Below are 17,990 nucleotides of genomic sequence, written 5' to 3'. Positions count from 1 at the left end.
ACTCCCGGTCCCGCCCACCCCGCGCTGTTCGCGGGACGTCATGGGTGGCTCAGCCGCGGCTGACCTTGCGGTTCGCCCGCAGCCACTCCTTGTTCATGCTCGTGATGGAGAACAGCGGGATGCCCTTGGGGCAGGCCGTCGCGCACTCGCCGGTGAGCGTGCAGCCGCCGAAGCCCTCCTCGTCCATCTGCGCCACCATGTCGAGGACGCGAGTCTCGCGCTCGGGGGCGCCCTGCGGCAGCACGTTCAAATGGTTGATCTTCGCGGAGGTGAAGAGCATCGCCGCGCCGTTCGGACACGCCGCCACGCACGCGCCGCAGCCGATGCACTCGGCGTGCTCGAACGCGAAGTCGGCGTCGGGCTTGGGCACGGGCGTGCTGTGCGCCTCCGGGGCCGCTCCGGTCGGCGCCGTGATGTAGCCGCCGGACTGGATGATGCGGTCGAAGGCCGTCCGGTCGACGACCAGGTCCTTGATGACGGGGAACGCGGAGGCCCGCCACGGCTCGATGTCGATCGTGTCGCCGTCCTTGAAGGACCGCATGTGCAACTGGCAGGTGGTGGTGCGCTCCGGGCCGTGCGCGTCGCCGTTGATGACGAGCGAGCACGCGCCGCAGATGCCCTCGCGGCAGTCGTGGTCGAAGGCGACGGGGTCGTCGCCCTTGACGATGAGTTCCTCGTTGAGGGTGTCGAGCATCTCCAGGAACGACATGTCCTGCGAGATCCCGTCCACCTCGTACGTGGACATGGCGCCTTCGGCGTCGGCGTTCTTCTGGCGCCAGACGCGCAGGGTGAGCTTCATGCGTAGCTCCGCTGAGTGGGGTGGACGTACTCGAAGACCAGGTCTTCCTTGTGCAGGGTGGGTGCCTCGCCGGTGCCGGTGAACTCCCAGGCGGCCGCGTAGGAGAACTCCTCGTCCCTGCGGGCGGCCTCGCCGTCGGGCGTCTGCGACTCCTCGCGGAAGTGGCCGCCGCAGGACTCGGCGCGGGCCAACGCGTCGAGGCACATCAGCTCGGCCAGCTCCAGGTAGTCGACGATGCGGTTCGCCTTCTCCAGGGACTGGTTGAACTCCTCGCCGACGCCGGGCACCTTGATGCGGCGCCAGAACTCCTCGCGGATCTGCGGGATCCGGTCGAGGGCCTTGCGCAGACCGTCCTCGGTGCGGGCCATGCCGCAGAACTCCCACATGAGTTCGCCGAGTTCACGGTGGAAGGAGTCCGGGGTGCGGTCCCCGTCGACGGCGAGCAGCCGCGCGAGCCGGTCCTCGGTCTCGCGCACGGCCTCGACGGTCGCGGGGTGCGCGGCGTTCACCTCGTCCTTGTGGGGGTGCTTCGCCAGGTAGTCGTTGATGGTGGCCGGGAGGACGAAGTAGCCGTCCGCCAGGCCCTGCATCAGGGCGGAGGCGCCGAGCCGGTTGGCGCCGTGGTCGGAGAAGTTGGCCTCGCCGATCGCGAACAGCCCGGGGATGCTGGTCTGCAGGTCGTAGTCGACCCACAGGCCGCCCATCGTGTAGTGCACGGCCGGGTAGATCCGCATGGGCACCCGGTACGGATCCTCGTCGGTGATCCGCTGGTACATGTCGAAGAGGTTGCCGTACTTCGCCTCGACGGCCTTGCGTCCCATGCGCTCGATGGCGTCGGCGAAGTCGAGGTAGACGCCCTGTCCGCCGGGGCCGACGCCCCTGCCCTCGTCGCACACGTTCTTCGCGGCGCGCGAGGCGATGTCGCGGGGCACGAGGTTGCCGAAGGACGGGTAGATGCGCTCCAGGTAGTAGTCGCGCTCGTCCTCGGGGATCTCGTTGGCCGGGCGGGTGTCGCCCTTCGCCTTGGGCACCCAGATGCGACCGTCGTTGCGCAGCGACTCGCTCATCAGCGTGAGCTTCGACTGGTGGTCGCCGGTGCGCGGGATGCAGGTGGGGTGGATCTGCGTGAAGCAGGGGTTGGCGAAGTAGGCACCGCGCCGGTGTGCCCGCCAGATCGCCGTGGCGTTGCTGTTCATGGCGTTCGTCGACAGGTAGAAGACGTTGCCGTAGCCGCCGGAGGCGAGGACGACGGCGTCCGCGAAGTACGTGTCGATCTTCCCGGTGATCAGGTCGCGGGCGACGATGCCGCGTGCCTTGCCGTCGACGATGACGAGGTCGAGCATCTCGGTACGCGGATGCAACTCGATGTTCCCTGCCGCGACCTGGCGGCTGAGTGCCTGGTAGGCGCCGAGCAGCAGCTGCTGGCCCGTCTGCCCGCGGGCGTAGAACGTACGGGACACCTGTACGCCGCCGAAGGACCGGGTGTCGAGGAGACCGCCGTACTCCCGCGCGAACGGCACGCCCTGGGCGACGCACTGGTCGATGATCTCGACGGAGATCTGGGCGAGGCGGTGCACGTTCGACTCGCGGGCGCGGAAGTCGCCGCCCTTGACGGTGTCGTAGAAGAGGCGATGCACGGAGTCGCCGTCGTTGCGGTAGTTCTTGGCCGCGTTGATGCCGCCCTGCGCGGCGATCGAGTGGGCGCGGCGCGGCGAGTCCTGGTAGCAGAACTGGACGACGTGGTAGCCCTGTTCGGCGAGCGTGGCCCCCGCGCTGCCGCCCGCGAGGCCGGTGCCGACGACGATGACGGTGTGCTTGCGCCGGTTGGCCGGGTTGACCAGCTTCGCCTCGAAGCGGCGCGTGTCCCAGCGCTCGTTGACGGGCCCGGCCGGCGCCTTGGTGTCGACGACCGGTTCGCCGGTGGAGTATTCCGCGTACGTGGTCATGGTTCAGCTCACCAATCCGGTCATGACGCCCACGGGCACGGCGATGAAGCCGAGCGTGAGCAGTGCGGCGAGGGCGTTGCCGACGGTCTTCAGGACGCGGTCGCGGGTGCGGTTGCCGACGCCGAGGGTCTGGGCGGCGCTCCAGAACCCGTGCTGGACGTGGAGGCCCAGGGCGAGCATCGCGACGATGTAGATGACGTTGCCGTACCAGGTCGAGAAGGTGTCGATGATGTTCTGGTACGGGTGCAGGTGCTCGTAGCCGCCCGGGTGCACGGTGCCCGTGGTCAGGTCGAGGATGTGCCAGACGATGAACAGGCCGAGGATGATGCCGCCCCAGCGCATCGTGCGCGTGGCGTAACTGGCACGCGGCTTCTTGTGCACGTACTTGCTGGGGCGCGCCTTGATGTCGCGGCGGCTGAGCTGGTACGCGGACGTCGCGTGGGCCACGACGGCGACGACGAGCACGACCCGCGCGATCCACAGGCCCCACTCGTGGTGGAGGACCGGGCCGCCCATGGTGCGCAGCCAGCGGGCGTAGTGGTTGATCTCCTCCGGACCGAAGAAGATCTTGAGGTTCCCGATCATGTGCGCGACCAGGTAGAGCAGCATCACGAGTCCGCTGACAGCCATCACGGTCTTCTTGCCGAGGGAGCTGTCCCAGATCGTGCGCGTCATGGACGGTCGTCGGTCCGTCCGCGTTGCCAGAGCCATGTCACCAGACGGTAGGGCCGAAGGGCCCGATCGGTCCAAGACATGGTCCGGCTCATTTCCATAGGCACTCTCTATCAACGCCTATCCTGGGCCTCATGCAGTTCCAACAGCTCTCGTACTTCGTCGCGGTCGCGGAGACCCGGCACTTCACGCGCGCGGCCGAGCTGGTGCATGTCGCCCAGCCGTCGCTGTCCCAGCAGATCCGGGCGCTGGAGCGGGAGCTGGGGGTGGATCTGTTCCAGCGGGCCCGGGGCAACATCACGCTGACCGACGCGGGCGAGGCGCTCCTGCCGCTGGCCCGGCGGATCCTCGCCGACGCGGACACGGCGCGGCACGAGGTGCAGGAGCTCGCCCAGCTCAAGCGCGGGCGGGTGCGGCTCGGGGCGACACCGTCGCTGTGCACGGGCCTGCTGCCGGACGTGCTGCGCGCGTTCCACGACCGGTACCCCGGCATCCAGCTGCTCATCGAGGAGAGCGGCTCCCACGACCTCGTACGGGAGCTCGCGCGTGGCGCGCTGGACCTGGCCCTCGTCGTCCTGCCGCTGCCGGCGCCGGCGCCCGCGCTGACGACGGTGGAGCTCCTGCGGGAGGAGCTGGTGGTGGTGTCGTCGCCCGGCGCGTCCCCGCCCGGCCGGGGACGCGCGTCCGTCCGCGTCGGCGACCTGGAGGGCGAACGCCTGGTGATGTTCCGGCACGGGTACGACCTGCGGGAGCTGACCGTCGCGGCGTGCCGGGCGGAGGGGTTCGAGCCGGATTTCGCGGTGGAGGGCGGGGAGATGGACGCGGTGCTGGGGTTCGTGCGGGCGGGGCTCGGGGTCGCGGTGGTGCCGCGGATGGTGGCGACGCGGGCCGGGGCGGATCTCCGGGTCACCCCTCTGGCACGGCCCGGTCTGCATCGGACCATCGCGCTGGCACACCGCTCCGACGTGGCCCCGCCGCGGGCTGCGCGGGAGCTTCAGCGGATGTTGGTGGGGCGGGACGGGTGACGGTGCGGGGCCCTCGCGGGCGGTATCCGGTTCGGCGTTGCGCCCGGTCGCCGAGTGCGGGGCCCTCGCGGGCGGAATCCAGCTCGGGTGGTCGCGTCCCGTCGCCGGGTGCGGGTTTCGTCGTGGCCGGTCGCGCAGTTCCCCGCGCCCCTACGGCGCGCGGTCCGTCACACAGTAAAGACCCCCGGCGGGATCCCGCATCACCGTCCACGCCCGCCCGTCCCGCACGAACTCCGCCCCCAGCGACTCATGCAGCACCCGCACCGCGGAGCGATCCCCGCAGGCCAGATCCACATGGGCCGACGGCGGCGCGTCCGTGTCGAGGCGCTGGAAGAGCAGCCGCACCGGCGACGCTTCCAGCCTGCGGAACTCCGCACCGGTGCACGGGAGTTCGGGCCACCCGGTGAGCTCGGCCCAGAACGCGACCTCCGCGTCGTACGCGCCCGGCGCCGTGTCGAGGCACACCTGGTCGAGCCTGTTCGAGGGGGCCGTCGGCGACGGTACGACCCGCTCCCCCTCCCATGACACGAGGCAGAACAGATGCCCGGCGGGAGAGCGCAGCACCTCCAGACCCGGTGCGGCGAAGACCCCGGTGGCCCCCAGCTCGCGGGCCCGCCCCGCCTGCCCCGGTACGTCCTCGACCGCCAGATCGACGTGCGCGCCGCCTGGCCCCTCGGCGACCCCCTGCACCTTGACGCACGGGTCCGCGCCGGACGGCAGCAGCGTGGCGAACTCGTCCCGCTCGCCGCGCGGTGCGGACAGCACCGACCCGGTGGCCCGGGCCCAGAAGTCGCAGGCCGCGCCGAAGTGCTCGTAAGGCCGGTCGATAAAGGCGTACGCCCAGCGGATCCCGGCGGGGCTCACGCGCTCACCCCGTCGCGTCCGCGAGCGCCAGCTCGTGCAGCCGGTCCGGCGGGCCCGGGCGGGCGTAGTACCAGCCCTGCGCCGTGTCGCAGCCGAGCTCGCGCAGCTGCTCGGCCTGCGCGCCCGTCTCGACGCCCTCGACCGTGACCGCGAGGTCCAGGCTGTGGGCGAGCGACACGATGCCCTCGACGATCTTCAGGTCGACCGGGTCCGCGGGGAACTGCTGCATGCCCTGGGTGAAGGACCGGTCCAGCTTGAGCACGTTCACCGGCAGGCGGCGCAGGTTCGCGAGGTTCGAGTAACCCGTCCCGAAGTCGTCGAGCGCTATGTCGACGCCCATCTCCGAGAGGCGCCTGAGCGGCTTGAGCAGGTCGTCGTCGGCGCCGATCAGCGCCGACTCGGTCACCTCCAGGCACAGCGCGCCCGGTTCGAGGCCGGATCGCTCGAGGATGTCGACGGTGTCGGAGACCAGGCCGGGGTGGGTGAGCTGCATCGGCGACAGGTTCACGTTGATGCGCAGCGGGCCCGCCTCCGCGTGCCGGTCCTGCCAGACGCGGGCCTGCCGGACCGACTCCTCCAGGACCCACCGGCCGAGCGGCACGATGAGGCCGGTGTGCTCGGCGAGCGGGATGAAGCGGTCGGGCCCGAGCACGCCGTGCTGCGGGTGCCGCCAGCGCACCAGGGCCTCGGCGCCGCGCACGCTGCCGTCGCCGAGGTGGACCAGCGGCTGGTACTCGATGAAGAACTCGCCGCGGTCCAGGGCCGCGGGCAGCGCCGTCGTCAGCCCGTGCCGGGTGATGGCGCGGGCGTCGGCCTCGGGGTCGGCCAGCTCGAACCGGTTGCCCCCCGCGGACTTGGCCCGGTACATCGTGATGTCGGCGCTGCGCAGGACCTCGGCGGGGCTGCGGTCGCCGACCGGGCCCTCGACGATGCCGATGGAGCCGCGCACGGTGAGCTCGCGGCCGTCGATGCGGATGGGCGTGGCAAGCGCTCCCATGATGCGGCCGGCGAGGTCGTCGACCTCGGCCTCGGTGTCCTTGCCGGTGGTCAGGGCCACGAACTCGTCGCCGCCGAGCCGCGCGACCATCTCGCCGGGCGCGGTGGCGCAGGCCTGGAGGCGGTCGGCAACCTCGACGAGAAGCCGGTCGCCGACGGCGTGGCCGAGGCTGTCGTTGATGGTCTTGAAGCCGTCGAGGTCCAGGTAGCACAGCCCGAACCGCATGTTCTCGCCCGCGCCGAGCACCTTCTCCAGGCGCTCGAAGAACAGGGTGCGGTTGGGGAGCCCGGTCAGGGCGTCGTGTGTGGCCTCGTACCGGAGCCGGAGGTTGAGGAGGCGGCGCTCGGTCGTGTCCTCCACCAGGGCGAGCTGGTACTGCGGTACGCCGTCCGCGTCGCGCAGCAGCGACACCGTCAGGTTCGTCCACAGGGCCGTGCCGTCGGGCCGGTAGAACGCCTTCTCGACCCGGTAGTGCTCGCGGTCGCCGCGCACCAGTTCGTTGTAGAGGTGCCAGACCTGCGGCGCGTCGTCGGGGTGGGTCCACTCCATGACCTTGCGGCCGCGCAGCACGTTCTCACCGCCGCCGAACATCCGCACCAGCGCGTCGTTGACCTCCAGCACCGTGCCGTCCAGATCGGCGATGCTGATGCCGATCGCGGCGCCGTGGAACACCGCGCGGAACCGGGCCTCGCTCGCGTGCAGCGCCTCGGCGACGGCGCTGCGGGCGTTGAGCGCGGCCATCGAGATGGCCTCCTGCTCGGCGAGGGTGCGCTCCCGCAGGGCCGCCGCGAAGCCGGCGGCGACGGAGTGCTGGATACGGGCGCAGCGGGCCCGCAGGTCGTCCTCGCGCTCCGGGGTCTGTGCCTCGTCGCCGCAGTACAGGACGAGATAGGCGTCGACCACGTCCAGGGTGCGGCTGAGCGCCTCGGGGTCGGTGCAGTGCACGTCGACGAGGGCGGACCCGACGGCCTTCGTCTGTACGGCGTCCAGGGCCCGTGCGGCCAGCGCGTCGCGCAGCCGGCGGGCGAGCGGCACGAGTTTCTCCTCGAACTCGGGCCGGGTCAGGGATGTGGCCGTCACCGGGAAGATGGCCCGGCTCCAGATCGTGGCGAACCTGCGCAGTCTGTCCTCCGGGCCGCCCGGCTCCCCGCTCACGCCTTGCGCCCCACTCCCACATAGCCCGCGAAAGTGAACGGGTCCTCGTCCTCGGGCGCGGTCTGCGGCCGCCACACCGGCAGCGGCACGATGCCGGGGTCGACCAGCTCGTACCCCTGGAAGAACCGTCCGATCTGCTCGGGGGTCCGCATGATCAGCGGATTGCGGACGTCGTCGCGGTAGACGTCGACGGCACCGCCGGCCTGCTCGGTCGGTATCGGCATGCCCTCGTAGGAGGCGTGCGTCACGATCAGCATGCTGCCGGGGGCGAGCGCCGCACTGAGTTCGGCCACCGCCCCGTAGGGATCGTCGGAGTCCTCGATGAAGTGCAGGACGGCGACGAGGAGCAGCGCCACCGGGCGCTCCAGGTCCAGGAGTTGTGCGATCTCCGGGCTGCGCAGGATCTCCTGCGGCTTGCGGAGGTCGGCGGAGACGACGGTGGTGTCCGGGTTGCCGTCGAGGACGGCCCGGCTGTGCGCGACGGCGACCGGGTCGTGGTCGACGTAGGCCACCCGCGCGCCGGGGCTCGCCTGCTGCGCCACCTCGTGGACGTTGCCGAACGTCGGGATGCCGGAGCCGATGTCGAGGAACTGGGTCAGCCCCTCGTCGACGGCGTGGCGCACGGCCCGCCGCATGAACGCCCGGTTCGCCTGCATGATCTTGGGCAGGCCCGGCAGGAACTCCATGGCCTTGCGGGCGGCTTCCCGGTCGACCTCGAAGTTGTGCGAACCGCCCAGGTAGTAGTCGTAGATCCGGGACACACTGGGCACCGAGATGTCGATGCCCTGCGGGGCCCAGGCAGGACGCTCCATCAATCTCTCCAAGGCGTAGGCGAGCCGGTGTTCGAGCTGAGGCTACTGATCAGCCGCCAAAGGAGCGAGTCAAAACGGAAATTGACCGTCCGTTCTCGGTCACTGCCTGCGGCACGTGCCATTTGGCGAGGATCCGAAACCACCCCGAAACCATCTCTTTCCCAGCCGAAAAGAACCGGTCCGTTCCGTCCTATGGCCGTCACTTGGCCAGAGGAGGAACGGACCGGTCTTTCGACAAATCCTTCGAGGACTCTACTGTGAGCCGCGCGCGGGGCGCACCGGCACCTCCGCGGTTGTTACTTGGGAGCGCCCACCGGCTTTCCGTCAGGCGAGGCCGCGTACCAAGTGCCGCCGACGCCCTGCCCGTTGGTGTCCCCGGGCTCCTTGTCGCCGGAGAACGTGTAGACCGGCCAGCAGTTCAGCGTCTGCTGCTTGGTGCCGTCGGGCCGGTCGAAGGTCATGTATCCCTTCAGGGGAATGTTCTCGGTGTCGTTCTTGGCGACCGGCGCGACGGCGGGCCACTTCTTCGCGCAGGCGCCGACGCAGTTGGACTTGATGGGCCAGGCCGAGTCCTTCAGGAAGCGGTAGACGGTCATGCCGTTCTTGTCCACGACGATCTCGCCGAGCTTCGGGTCCTTGCGGGTCGACAGGCCCTTGACGTCGGCGGGCTGCGCGGCGGCGGCCGCGCTCGCCTTCTTGCCGTCGGGCGCGGCCGCGTACCAGGTGCCGCCCACCCCCTGGCCCTTGGCGTCCCCGGGGTTCTTGTCCATGGCGTAGCGGTACATCGGCCAGCCGTCGATGGTCAGCTGCTTGGTGCCGTCGGCGGCCGTCACCTCGCCGATCAGCGACGCGTCGACGCCGGGCGCGGACTTGGCGCCGCTCGCGGGGACGGCCGGCCATGTCTTCAGGCAGGCTGCGTCACAGTTCGACTTGGGCGGCTGCGCCGTGTCCTTGTCGAAGCGGTAGAGCGTGAGCCCGGCGCTGTCCGTGACGACCTTGCCGAGCTTCTTGCTGTCCCACACGGCGAGCTGACCGGCGGACTCGGCCTTGGCCGCGGCGCCGGCGTCGTCCTTCCCGGACGAGCCGTACCCGTCGGCCCCGTCGGATCCGTAACCGCCCTGCGCCGGGGCGGCGTTGCCCACGTTCTGGCCGTTCGTGGACGAGCCGCCGGTGTCCTGACCGCACGCCGTCGTCAGCGCCAGCAGGGCCGCAGCTGTCGCTACGAGCGAGGCGCTCCGCCAGGAGGTCTTCATCGTCAACTCCCGTATGTTACTTGGGTGTTGCGCAAACCCGGCCGGGCTCGCACATGGCCCTAGGTACGGGCGGGAACATCGGGTGCGTTCAACGCGGTCCAAGATTTATTGCCTCGGACGGGCTACGGGACGCGGCGCAAACCCCGAGTGCTCCCGCTCCCCTCCTTCGGGGCAATCCGGTCGGCGGGCGGCGTGCCGCTCCGGCGCGCTGCTCATGATCTCGGTCGTGCCCCGAACCAAGCGGGCCAGGTCCGCCCTGGTCACCCGATTCCTCGCGGCGATGACCGTCGCCTGGCTGTGCGGCTCGCCCGCCGCGGCAGCGGCGCCCGTCCTCGCCCCGGCCGACAACTGCGCGTACGCCTCGATCGACGGCGGCGCGACGGGCGGCGCCGTGGCCGTCTCCGGCGACGGTGTCATCTGCAGCGCCGGGCCGCGCACGCCCGCGCCGAAGAAGCCGGCCCCCAAGCCCCCGCCCCCGAAACCCGCACCTCCCCCACCACCGCCTCCCCCTCCTCCACCACCGCCTCCCCCACCGCCGCCGCCCCCGCCTCCGCCGCCACCACCACCGCCGCCACCACCACCGCCGCCGCCGCCGCCGAGCCCGACACCGACGCACTCCGCGTCCCCGAAGGCCGAGCCGACGCCCGTCCACTACCCCGCCTACCGCCCCACGGCGCACCGCGCGCCGCCGAGCGGCGGACCGTCCCTGGTCACGCTCACCCTGCTCATCACCGCACCCGCGGTCCTCGCGGTCGCCGCCCTGCGCCCCCGCTGAACCTGTGTGGAGTCACCCATGTCGGAATGGCTTGTTCTCGCCCTCGCGATGGTCGCCGTCTGTGCGGTCGTGCTCGTCGTCCAGGTCCTGCAACAGCGGCGGATCGGCGACGACGACGACCCGTCGGAGACCCCGGACGTCATCGAGTACATGACGATGATGATCGGCGTGGTCTACGCGATCGTCCTCGGTCTGGCCATCGCGGGCGTCTGGGAGGCCCGCAGCGCGGCCCAGGACCACGTGCGCAACGAGGCGCAGGCGCTGCACGAGGTCCACGAGCGCGTCCGCGTCTACCCGGCCGACGTCCGGGACCGGATCCGGGCGGATGTCGACACGTATGTCAGCCATGTCGTGACGACGGAGTGGCACGTGATGCGGACGAAGGGCGAGCTGACGGACCAGGGCACGCAGTTGCTCGACAAGGTCCGCCACGACGTCACGGACTTCGAGCCGAAGAACGACTTCCAGGCCCAGGCCTACCAGCCGCTCCTGGACCAGGTGACGGCCGCGGACGACGCGCGCAACGCCCGTGCGGACTCGACCGGGGCCACGATGCCGGGCGTCGTCTGGTTCGGCCTGATCGTCGGCGGACTGGTCACCATCGGCATGATCTTCGCGCTGCAGATCCGGCGCACGCCCCGCGAGCTGATCCTCGCCGGCCTCTTCTCCTCCCTGATCGCCTTCCTGCTCTTCCTGATCTGGGATTTCGACGCCCCCTACAGCCGCGGCGTCGCGGCGACCGCGGAACCGTTCCTGATGCTCTTCCCCGGGGCCCACTGACGCCGCCGGGCTGCGGACGGGCCCCGCACGGAGCACTCTGAGGGCATGACCCCATGGCAGGCCCCGATCGTCGTCCACCCGCCCGCACCCGAGGGCGGGCGGCACGTGTCCGTACGCGGACGGGCGGTGGGCCTCGCCCACGGCGACGGGGATCTGGCGGCCCTGCTGCGGCGGGCCGGGATCGGCGCGGCGGACCTGACCCTCGACGACCCGCACCTCGTGGAGTGGCGGGGAGCCGGTCCGCACGTATGGCACACCACCGGGCCCGACGGACCGTCAGCGCGCCGCGACATCCCCTGACCGGCCCAAGCGCGTGCCCCGTTCGCACGACACGGATCGCGCCCATAAGGGGGTGTCCCTAGCGTTTCGGACATCGAGGTGCTTGTCCCAAGCGAGCGGAACCGGTCCGCAGCTGCTCCTCGTGGACCCGGAGGAACCATCATGCACGCGATACGCACCGTTTCCGCCACCGTGCTCTCGCTCACCGCCCTGACCCTCACCGCGCCCACCGCCGTGGCGAAGGAGTCCGACCCGTTCCAGGTCAGTGTCTCGCCCACGACGATCGCGGCGGGCGGTCAGGTCACGCTCAACGCCAGCGGCTGCTCGGGTGACACCAAGGTGTCCGCCGGGATCTTCGACACCGTCACGATCCGCAAGGACCGCGGTTCGGCGTCCGCCACCGTCGACTGGGACGCCAAGCAGGGTGCCATGTACTCCGTGCAGTTCCGCTGCGACAGCGGCACCACACGCAACGTCGACCTCACCATCGCGGGCGGCAGACCGGTCAATCCGGTCGTCCCCAATCCCCCACCCGTCTATCACGGGGTCAGGGCCGGGGTCGGCGGCAGCATCGCCGGCTTCGACCTCAAGGAGATCGGCCTCGGCGCGGCCCTGATCGCCGGCGCGCTGGGCACCGCGTACCACCTGGCGCGGCGCCGCACCGGCGACGGCGGCGCCTGACGGACGTCCGCACGGGCCGGTGCCCCGAAGACCGCTCGGTCCTCGGGGCACCGGCCCGTTCACGTGCGTCGCGGGCCCCGCGAAGGGGTCGGGGCCCGCTGTCGCCCGCCGTCCTGTGCGGTTACGCCTTGCCCTCCGCACGGCGGCGCATCCAGAAGACGCCGCCGCCGACCAGCGCGGCGGTGACGAGCGCCCCGCCGATCGCCATGTCGGTGCGGGTCGCGCCGGTCTCGCTCGCGCCGCCGAGACCACCGCGGACACCACCGTGGATGACGGTGAAGGCGGCCGGTCTGGCCAGCGGCTGGGAGCCCGGGCAGCTGACGGTGATGTCGTGCGCGCCGGGGGTGGCGTTCTCGTGGACCGTGGCGGTACCGCTGGCCGTGCTGCCGCCGGCGTTCGAGAGCGGCACCGATCCGAAGGCGTCCGAGGAAGCCGTGGCCCCCGACTTCTGGCAGTTGGTTCCGTCGACCGTGATGGTGAGCTGACCGCCGCGCGGGATGACGCTCGGGGTGGCGGCGACGTTGGACGGGTCCGTCCAGGCGGACGCGGCAGGGGCGGCGAGACCGACGGCGGCGACAGCGACGGCGGACACCGCCAGGGCACGGGTGCTACGCATGGAAATCCTCCGCGGAAGGCGTCCCCGGGGAACGGTCCCCGGGACTTTCGGCGAGAACGCCTCCCAGACGAACCCTCAGATGCCGTGCGCAGAGCCGCATTTCGGGAATCGGCCGTCCTGGTGAGCCGACACACCGAAGGAATTCCGTACAAGCCGATATTGCCGCAGGTCACGGACCGTCAGAAATCTTTTGGCGTCGGCAACTCGGATGGCGCACCGGCCCCCTGGACGGCCGTGTGCGCCACCACCCGTTCGCCCTCGCCCCGTCGCTGGCCGCGCGCGGCCGATTTAGCGTTTCGGTACGCGCAACCGTCGCGGTCTCGCCGCCGCGGCCAGAGGGGATGAGCGAATGTCCGACGCAAGGTTCGCAGCCGAGGAGCAGCCGAGAAAGCGTGCGCCGTGGGGCGTGATAGCGCTGGTGCTGCTGACCGGGCTCGCATTGATCCGCAATGGTTCGGGGGAATTCGACATCGGTCCGCCGCAGCCCGCCTCGGCGGCCGCCGCGGACAGCCGCACCCCCGCGTGGGCGAAGTCGAAGGCGCCCGAGCCGCTGCCGTTCTCGCTGGTGGACCGGGTGCGGATCCCCGCGATCCGGGTGGACGCGCCGGTCACGCAGGTCGGTCTGGACGCGGACGGCTGGGTGGACGCGCCGCCGCCCGAGGACCCGAATCTGGCGGGCTGGTTCACGGGCGCGGTCTCGCCGGGCGAGAAGGGCACGGCCGTCGTCGTCGGGCACGTCGACAACATGCAGGGGCCGGCCGTCTTCTACGGTCTGGGCTCCCTGAAGAAGGGCAATCACGTCGAGGTCCGGCGCAAGGACGGCAGGACGGCCGTCTTCCAGATCTACGGGATCGAGGTCTTCGAGAAGTCGAATTTCCCGGGCAAGAAGGTCTACAGCTCCACCGGTTCGCCGGAGTTGCGGGTCATCACGTGCGGCGGCGGTTTCTCGAAGCAGAACGGCTACGACGGGAATGTGGTGGCTTTCGCCCGCCTGGTGTCCGTGCGCTGAGCGCACGGACCGGGCGGGCGGCGGCCCGTGGGGGGGGAAAAATTCCGTCAGATGCCGCGGCGGCGCGGGACCGTGATGCGATAGCCGTCGTCGAGCAGCCTGGGCAGGTACTCGCGCAGTGCGGCGACACTCTGCGAACGGTTGCCGCCGGCGTCGTGGTTGAGGACGACGACGCCCGGCGCCGCGCCGCCCAGGACCCGGGAGACGATGGTGCCGGTGCCGGGGGTGTTCCAGTCGAGGGTGTCGACCGTCCAGGCGAGGGGTTCCATGCCGAGGTCGGCGCCGAGCCGGAACGCCGCGCGGTTCCAGGCTCCGTAGGGGGCGCGGAACCAGGCGGGCGGTTCACCGACGGCGTCGTCGATGACGTCGCAGGTGCGCTCGATCTCGGGGCGCATGCCCGAGCGCGTCATCTTGGTGAGCAGGGGGTGGGTCCAGGTGTGGTTGCCGATGACGTGCCCGTCGTCGGCCATCTCGCGCAGCAGGTCCTTGTTCTCGACGGCCATCTCGCCGCACACGAAGAACATGGCGCGCACATCGTGCTTGCGCAGGGTGCGCAGGATGTCCGGCGTGTAGCGGGGGTCGGGTCCGTCGTCGAAGCTGAGCACCATGGCGCGGTCGCCGCGGTCGAAGTCCATGCTGAGGATGGGCTCGTGACGCACCTTCAGTCTGCCGGGCACGGCGCGCTGCGGCCCGTATCCGGCGATCGGGCTGAGCCGGTAGGCCGACGGTTCGAGGGCGCGGGCGGCAGGCGGTCCCGCGGCGGGCGCGGCGCTCGGCGAGGCACTCGGCGGCGTGCTCGGGCGGCCGGTCGCGGCGCAGCCGGTGAGGGCGGCCACGCCGACGGCCGTGAAGCCGCGCAGGAACGCCCGTCGCCCTGGAGCGGTCTGATGCTTTTTCATGATGTATGCGTCGCACGGTGTCGGCGTCGCCGCGCACACGACCACCGGATGGGACGCGCGAAAGCACCCGTTCAGCGGCGGCGGACCAGGGGGAAGGGCAGGGTCTCGCGGATGGTGCGGCCGGTGAGGAACATGACGAGCCGGTCGACGCCGATGCCGAGGCCACCGGTGGGCGGCATCGCGTATTCGAGGGCGTCGAGGAAGTCCTCGTCGAGTTCCATGGCCTCGGGGTCCCCGCCGGCGGCGAGCAGCGACTGGGCGGTGAGCCGGCGACGCTGTTCGACGGGGTCGGTCAACTCGCTGTACGCGGTGCCCAGTTCGGTGCCGAAGGCGACGAGGTCCCAGCGCTCGGCAAGGCGCGGGTCCGTGCGGTGCTGCCGGGTCAGGGGGGAGACGTCGGTCGGGAAGTCCTTGTAGAAGGTCGGCAGCTGTGTCTTCTCCTCGACGAGGCGCTCGTACATCTCCAGGACGACGTCGCCGCGGCCGTCGTCCGGCGAGTAGGGGACATCGGCGCGGTCGCAGAGGCGCCGCAGGGCGTCGAGCTCCGTGTCGGCGTCGACCTCCTCCCCCAGCGCCTCGGAGATCGCCCCGTACACGGTCCTGACCGGCCAGGGACCCGAGATGTCGTACTCGGTGCCGTCCTTGCGGGCGACCGGCGAGCCGAAGGCGGCGGTGGCGGCGCCCTGGATGAGTTCGCGGGTGAGATCGAGCATGACGTCGTAGTCGGCGAACGCCTGGTAGGCCTCCAGCATCGTGAACTCGGGATTGTGCTTGTAGGAGACGCCTTCGTTGCGGAAGGTGCGGCCCATCTCGAAGACCTTCTCCAGGCCGCCGACGCACAGCCGCTTCAGGTACAGCTCGGGGGCGATGCGCAGGTAGAGGTCGAGGTCGTAGGCGTTGATGTGGGTGGTGAAGGGCCGGGCGTTGGCGCCGCCGTGGATCTGCTGGAGCATCGGCGTCTCGACCTCCAGGTAGCCGCGCTCCAGCAGACCCTGGCGCAGTGCCTGGACGGCGGTGGAGCGGGCGCGGACGACGTCGCGGGCGTCGGGGCTCGCGACGAGGTCGAGGTAGCGGCGGCGGACCTTGGCCTCGGGGTCGGCAAGGCCGCGGCGCTTGTCGGGCAGCGGGCGCAGGCACTTGCCGGTGAGCCGCCAGTCGGTGACGAAGACGGTGAGTTCGCCGCTGTCGCTGGCGCCGACCTCGCCGGTCGCGGTGAGGTGGTCGCCGATGTCGGTGCCGGTGGTGAAGGCGTCGAGGAGCTCCTGGCCCGACCGGTCGCGGGTGAGGGCGAGTTGGCGGTCCCCCGACCAGTCGCGCAGGGTCGCGAAGACGACCCCGCCGAAGTCGCGGACGAGCATGAGACGCCCGGCGACGGTGACCTCGTGGCCCGTCAGGTCCTCGGTGACATCGGCGAGGGTGTGGGTGCGGGCGGGGACGCCCACGGGGTACGGGTCGATGCCGGCGGCGCGGAGCCGGTCGAGTTTGCGGTGGCGTACCCGGATCTGGTCGGGCAGCCGGGACGCGGGTGCCGTGTCCGCCGTGTGCAGGTCGAGGGCCTCGATGGGCGGCAGGCCCGCCGTGGTGGCGGGCGTGGTGACGCCGGCCGGGCGGTGGCCCTTGCCCCACAGCTTGCGCAGCGAGGGTACGGAGACGAAGCCCTCGGCGATGCCGGACGCCAGGCCGATGCGGGCGAGCGAGGCGGTCTCGCCGTAGCAGATGAACCGCGGGTACCACTCGGGGCGGTACTTGGCGTTCGACCGGTAGAGGGCCTCCAGCTGCCACCAGCGGGAGAAGAACAGCAGCAGCCTGCGCCACAGGCGCAGGACCGGGCCCGCGCCGATGCGGGCGCCCTCCTCGAAGACGGAGCGGAACACGGCGAAGTTCAGGGAGATGCGGCGGATGCCGAACCGGCCCGCCGCCTCGCACAGTTCGGCGATCATGAACTCCATGACGCCGTTGGGCGCGCTGCGGTCCCGGCGCATCAGGTCGAGGGAGACACCGTCCTTGCCCCACGGCACGAGGGAGAGCAGGGCGAGCAGGCGTCCTTGGTCGTCGAGCGCCTCGACGAGGAGGCAGTCGCCGTCCTGGGGGTCGCCGAGCCGGTCGAGCGCCATGGAGAAGCCGCGCTCGGTCTCGGTGTCGCGCCAGGCGTCGGCCTTGTCGACGATCGCCTCCATCTCCTCGTCGGTGAGGGTGGCGTGGCGGCGGACCCGGCAGGTGGCGCCGGTACGGCGGACACGGGCGACGGCCTGGCGGGCGACGCGCATGTCGCGGCCGTTCAGGTCGAAGTCGGCGACGTACAGGATCGCCTCGTCGCCCAGTTGGAGTGCGCCGAGCCCGGCCCGCGCGAACGCGGTGGCGCCCTCTTCGGAGGCGCCCATGACGGCGGGTGACCAGCCGTGCCGGCGGGCCACGTCGAGCCAGGCGCCGATGGCGTGCGGCCAGGCCTCCCGGTCGCCGACCGGGTCGCCGCTGCCCAGGCAGACGCCGGCCTCGACGCGGTAGGTGACGGCCGCCTTGCCGCTGGGCGAGAACACCACGGCCTTGTCGCGGCGGGTCGCGAAGTAGCCGAGCGAGTCCTGGGACCCGTAGGCGCCGAGGAGGGCGCGGATGCGGGGTTCCTCGTCGCCGTGCAGGGCCGCTTCCATGCGCTGCGAGCGGAACATGGTGGCGCAGGCGTTCAGCAGGGCGAGCGCGCCGAACAGGCCGAGGAGGAAGTACAGGGGCCGGGGCGGTCTTCCGTCGAAGGTGCCGCCCGAGACCAGGCCGCCGCAGACCCGGTCGGCCGCCCACAGCAGGCGCTGGCCGGCCGGCAGGGTCCCCGGGAACAGGGCGACCAGGCCCCAGCCCACGAGGATCGCCACGGCGAGCCCGACGAGCAGCACGGCGAAGGCCCGCCGGACCGAGCCGCGCCGCGACTGCGCGGAGAACTCCCGGCGCGCCCGCAGCAGCACCACGAACGCGATGCCGCACACGATGAGCGACGGGAGCGAATCGGCGAACAGGCCGAGGCAGACGCCCAGCACGTCGACGGCGAGCAGCAGCCCGAAGTAGACGGTGACCAGCCACCAGGCGACCTTCTTGCGGGCCGCGGTCGCTCCGGCGAGCAGGAAGAGGAACGCGGCGTAGGCGAGGTTCGCGCTGACCGGGACCGTGAGCGTGTCCAGGAAGCGGGTGACCGGTCGCAGGAAGTGGCGCAGCGGCGCGATCAGGGCGATCAGGGCGCAGAAGAGACCGAGGGTGCCGAAGAACGTCGCGAAGATCTCCGGGACGCGGCCGAGGCGGCCCTCGCGGGTGCGGCCCGCGGCCCCGGCCTCGGTGTCCGGCGCGGCTGAGGTCATGGTTCCGACTCTAGGAAGGGTCGGGTGCGGCCGCCTGTCGGGATACGTGTGAAGATCTCGGAACCGAGAGATCCGTTCTGCCCCACG

The 17,990-nt window shown here is 71.4% G+C and carries 16 protein-coding genes; 6 read left to right on the top strand and 10 right to left on the bottom strand.

Going from position 1 to position 17,990, the window contains the following annotated elements; translation table 11 throughout:
* Nucleotides 1-49: 49 nt before the first annotated feature.
* From ACVHNB_RS14980 to ACVHNB_RS14970, 3 genes are read right to left on the bottom strand one after another with little or no spacing between them, the layout of a single operon-like run.
* On the bottom strand, nucleotides 50-799 hold the full coding sequence (locus ACVHNB_RS14980) for a succinate dehydrogenase/fumarate reductase iron-sulfur subunit (RefSeq protein ID WP_428950677.1): 750 nt from the start codon (nucleotides 797-799) through the stop codon (nucleotides 50-52).
* On the bottom strand, nucleotides 796-2,745 hold the full coding sequence (locus tag ACVHNB_RS14975) for a fumarate reductase/succinate dehydrogenase flavoprotein subunit (protein WP_456228307.1): 1,950 nt from the start codon (nucleotides 2,743-2,745) through the stop codon (nucleotides 796-798). Before ACVHNB_RS14975 ends, ACVHNB_RS14980 begins: the two co-directional genes overlap by 4 nt.
* Before the next feature lie 3 nt (nucleotides 2,746-2,748).
* Entirely contained in the window at nucleotides 2,749-3,456 is a 708-nt protein-coding gene (locus tag ACVHNB_RS14970) for a succinate dehydrogenase (protein ID WP_428950679.1), read from the bottom strand.
* Nucleotides 3,457-3,551: 95 nt separating this feature from the next.
* Here ACVHNB_RS14970 and ACVHNB_RS14965 point away from each other — a divergent pair, with 95 nt between their 5' ends.
* Complete coding sequence (locus ACVHNB_RS14965) at nucleotides 3,552-4,442, top strand: LysR family transcriptional regulator (RefSeq protein WP_428950680.1); 891 nt, start codon at nucleotides 3,552-3,554, stop codon at nucleotides 4,440-4,442.
* Nucleotides 4,443-4,592: 150 nt separating this feature from the next.
* Here the strand turns inward: ACVHNB_RS14965 and ACVHNB_RS14960 are convergent, their stop codons facing one another.
* From ACVHNB_RS14960 to ACVHNB_RS14945, 4 genes are all read right to left on the bottom strand, one after another.
* Nucleotides 4,593-5,306: a VOC family protein gene (locus ACVHNB_RS14960; RefSeq protein ID WP_428950681.1), complete on the bottom strand. Its 714-nt coding sequence runs from the start codon at nucleotides 5,304-5,306 to the stop codon at nucleotides 4,593-4,595.
* A 4-nt stretch (nucleotides 5,307-5,310) separates the two neighbouring features.
* Nucleotides 5,311-7,458 carry a putative bifunctional diguanylate cyclase/phosphodiesterase gene (locus tag ACVHNB_RS14955; RefSeq protein WP_428950682.1) on the bottom strand — a complete coding sequence of 716 codons (2,148 nt, stop codon included), beginning with the start codon at nucleotides 7,456-7,458 and terminating at the stop codon, nucleotides 5,311-5,313.
* Complete coding sequence (locus ACVHNB_RS14950) at nucleotides 7,455-8,270, bottom strand: SAM-dependent methyltransferase (RefSeq protein WP_428950683.1); 816 nt, start codon at nucleotides 8,268-8,270, stop codon at nucleotides 7,455-7,457. Before ACVHNB_RS14950 ends, ACVHNB_RS14955 begins: the two co-directional genes overlap by 4 nt.
* A gap of 296 nt (nucleotides 8,271-8,566) precedes the next feature.
* Complete coding sequence (locus ACVHNB_RS14945) at nucleotides 8,567-9,523, bottom strand: SCO0930 family lipoprotein (protein WP_428957454.1); 957 nt, start codon at nucleotides 9,521-9,523, stop codon at nucleotides 8,567-8,569.
* A gap of 226 nt (nucleotides 9,524-9,749) precedes the next feature.
* Here ACVHNB_RS14945 and ACVHNB_RS14940 point away from each other — a divergent pair, with 226 nt between their 5' ends.
* From ACVHNB_RS14940 to ACVHNB_RS14925, 4 genes are all read left to right on the top strand, one after another.
* On the top strand, nucleotides 9,750-10,298 hold the full coding sequence (locus tag ACVHNB_RS14940; protein WP_456228306.1) for a hypothetical protein: 549 nt from the start codon (nucleotides 9,750-9,752) through the stop codon (nucleotides 10,296-10,298).
* Between the two features lie 18 nt (nucleotides 10,299-10,316).
* Entirely contained in the window at nucleotides 10,317-11,078 is a 762-nt protein-coding gene (locus ACVHNB_RS14935; protein WP_428950685.1) for a bestrophin-like domain, read from the top strand.
* Nucleotides 11,079-11,123: 45 nt separating this feature from the next.
* Complete coding sequence (locus ACVHNB_RS14930) at nucleotides 11,124-11,378, top strand: hypothetical protein (protein ID WP_428950686.1); 255 nt, start codon at nucleotides 11,124-11,126, stop codon at nucleotides 11,376-11,378.
* 141 nt (nucleotides 11,379-11,519) lie between these two features.
* Complete coding sequence (locus tag ACVHNB_RS14925; protein WP_428950687.1) at nucleotides 11,520-12,038, top strand: hypothetical protein; 519 nt, start codon at nucleotides 11,520-11,522, stop codon at nucleotides 12,036-12,038.
* Between the two features lie 121 nt (nucleotides 12,039-12,159).
* On the opposite strand, the gene ACVHNB_RS14920 is transcribed toward ACVHNB_RS14925, so the two are convergent.
* Entirely contained in the window at nucleotides 12,160-12,654 is a 495-nt protein-coding gene (locus tag ACVHNB_RS14920; protein ID WP_428950688.1) for a hypothetical protein, read from the bottom strand.
* 349 nt (nucleotides 12,655-13,003) lie between these two features.
* Between ACVHNB_RS14920 and ACVHNB_RS14915 the strand changes: the two genes are divergently transcribed.
* Nucleotides 13,004-13,663 carry a class F sortase gene (locus tag ACVHNB_RS14915; RefSeq protein WP_428950689.1) on the top strand — a complete coding sequence of 220 codons (660 nt, stop codon included), beginning with the start codon at nucleotides 13,004-13,006 and terminating at the stop codon, nucleotides 13,661-13,663.
* Between the two features lie 47 nt (nucleotides 13,664-13,710).
* Here ACVHNB_RS14915 and ACVHNB_RS14910 read toward each other — a convergent pair whose 3' ends face one another.
* Nucleotides 13,711-14,562: a polysaccharide deacetylase family protein gene (locus tag ACVHNB_RS14910; protein WP_456228305.1), complete on the bottom strand. Its 852-nt coding sequence runs from the start codon at nucleotides 14,560-14,562 to the stop codon at nucleotides 13,711-13,713.
* A gap of 71 nt (nucleotides 14,563-14,633) precedes the next feature.
* Nucleotides 14,634-17,903: a bifunctional lysylphosphatidylglycerol synthetase/lysine--tRNA ligase LysX gene (lysX, locus tag ACVHNB_RS14905; protein WP_456228304.1), complete on the bottom strand. Its 3,270-nt coding sequence runs from the start codon at nucleotides 17,901-17,903 to the stop codon at nucleotides 14,634-14,636.
* Between the last annotated feature and the right edge of the window lie 87 nt (nucleotides 17,904-17,990).

The sequence above is a fragment of the Streptomyces sp. YJ-C3 genome (assembly GCF_053891275.1).
This window is presented reverse-complemented; position numbering and strand designations above follow the sequence as displayed.

Coding starts and splice junctions, on each gene's coding strand:
- ACVHNB_RS14935 (WP_428950685.1), top strand. CDS start 10,317: ATGTCGGAATGGCTTGTTCTCGCCCTCGCGATGGTCGCCGTCTGTGCG.
- ACVHNB_RS14980 (WP_428950677.1), bottom strand. CDS start 799: ATGAAGCTCACCCTGCGCGTCTGGCGCCAGAAGAACGCCGACGCCGAA.
- ACVHNB_RS14975 (WP_456228307.1), bottom strand. CDS start 2,745: ATGACCACGTACGCGGAATACTCCACCGGCGAACCGGTCGTCGACACC.
- ACVHNB_RS14945 (WP_428957454.1), bottom strand. CDS start 9,523: ATGAAGACCTCCTGGCGGAGCGCCTCGCTCGTAGCGACAGCTGCGGCC.
- lysX (WP_456228304.1), bottom strand. CDS start 17,903: ATGACCTCAGCCGCGCCGGACACCGAGGCCGGGGCCGCGGGCCGCACC.
- ACVHNB_RS14910 (WP_456228305.1), bottom strand. CDS start 14,562: ATGAAAAAGCATCAGACCGCTCCAGGGCGACGGGCGTTCCTGCGCGGC.
- ACVHNB_RS14965 (WP_428950680.1), top strand. CDS start 3,552: ATGCAGTTCCAACAGCTCTCGTACTTCGTCGCGGTCGCGGAGACCCGG.
- ACVHNB_RS14970 (WP_428950679.1), bottom strand. CDS start 3,456: ATGGCTCTGGCAACGCGGACGGACCGACGACCGTCCATGACGCGCACG.
- ACVHNB_RS14915 (WP_428950689.1), top strand. CDS start 13,004: ATGTCCGACGCAAGGTTCGCAGCCGAGGAGCAGCCGAGAAAGCGTGCG.
- ACVHNB_RS14950 (WP_428950683.1), bottom strand. CDS start 8,270: ATGGAGCGTCCTGCCTGGGCCCCGCAGGGCATCGACATCTCGGTGCCC.
- ACVHNB_RS14925 (WP_428950687.1), top strand. CDS start 11,520: ATGCACGCGATACGCACCGTTTCCGCCACCGTGCTCTCGCTCACCGCC.
- ACVHNB_RS14930 (WP_428950686.1), top strand. CDS start 11,124: ATGACCCCATGGCAGGCCCCGATCGTCGTCCACCCGCCCGCACCCGAG.
- ACVHNB_RS14920 (WP_428950688.1), bottom strand. CDS start 12,654: ATGCGTAGCACCCGTGCCCTGGCGGTGTCCGCCGTCGCTGTCGCCGCC.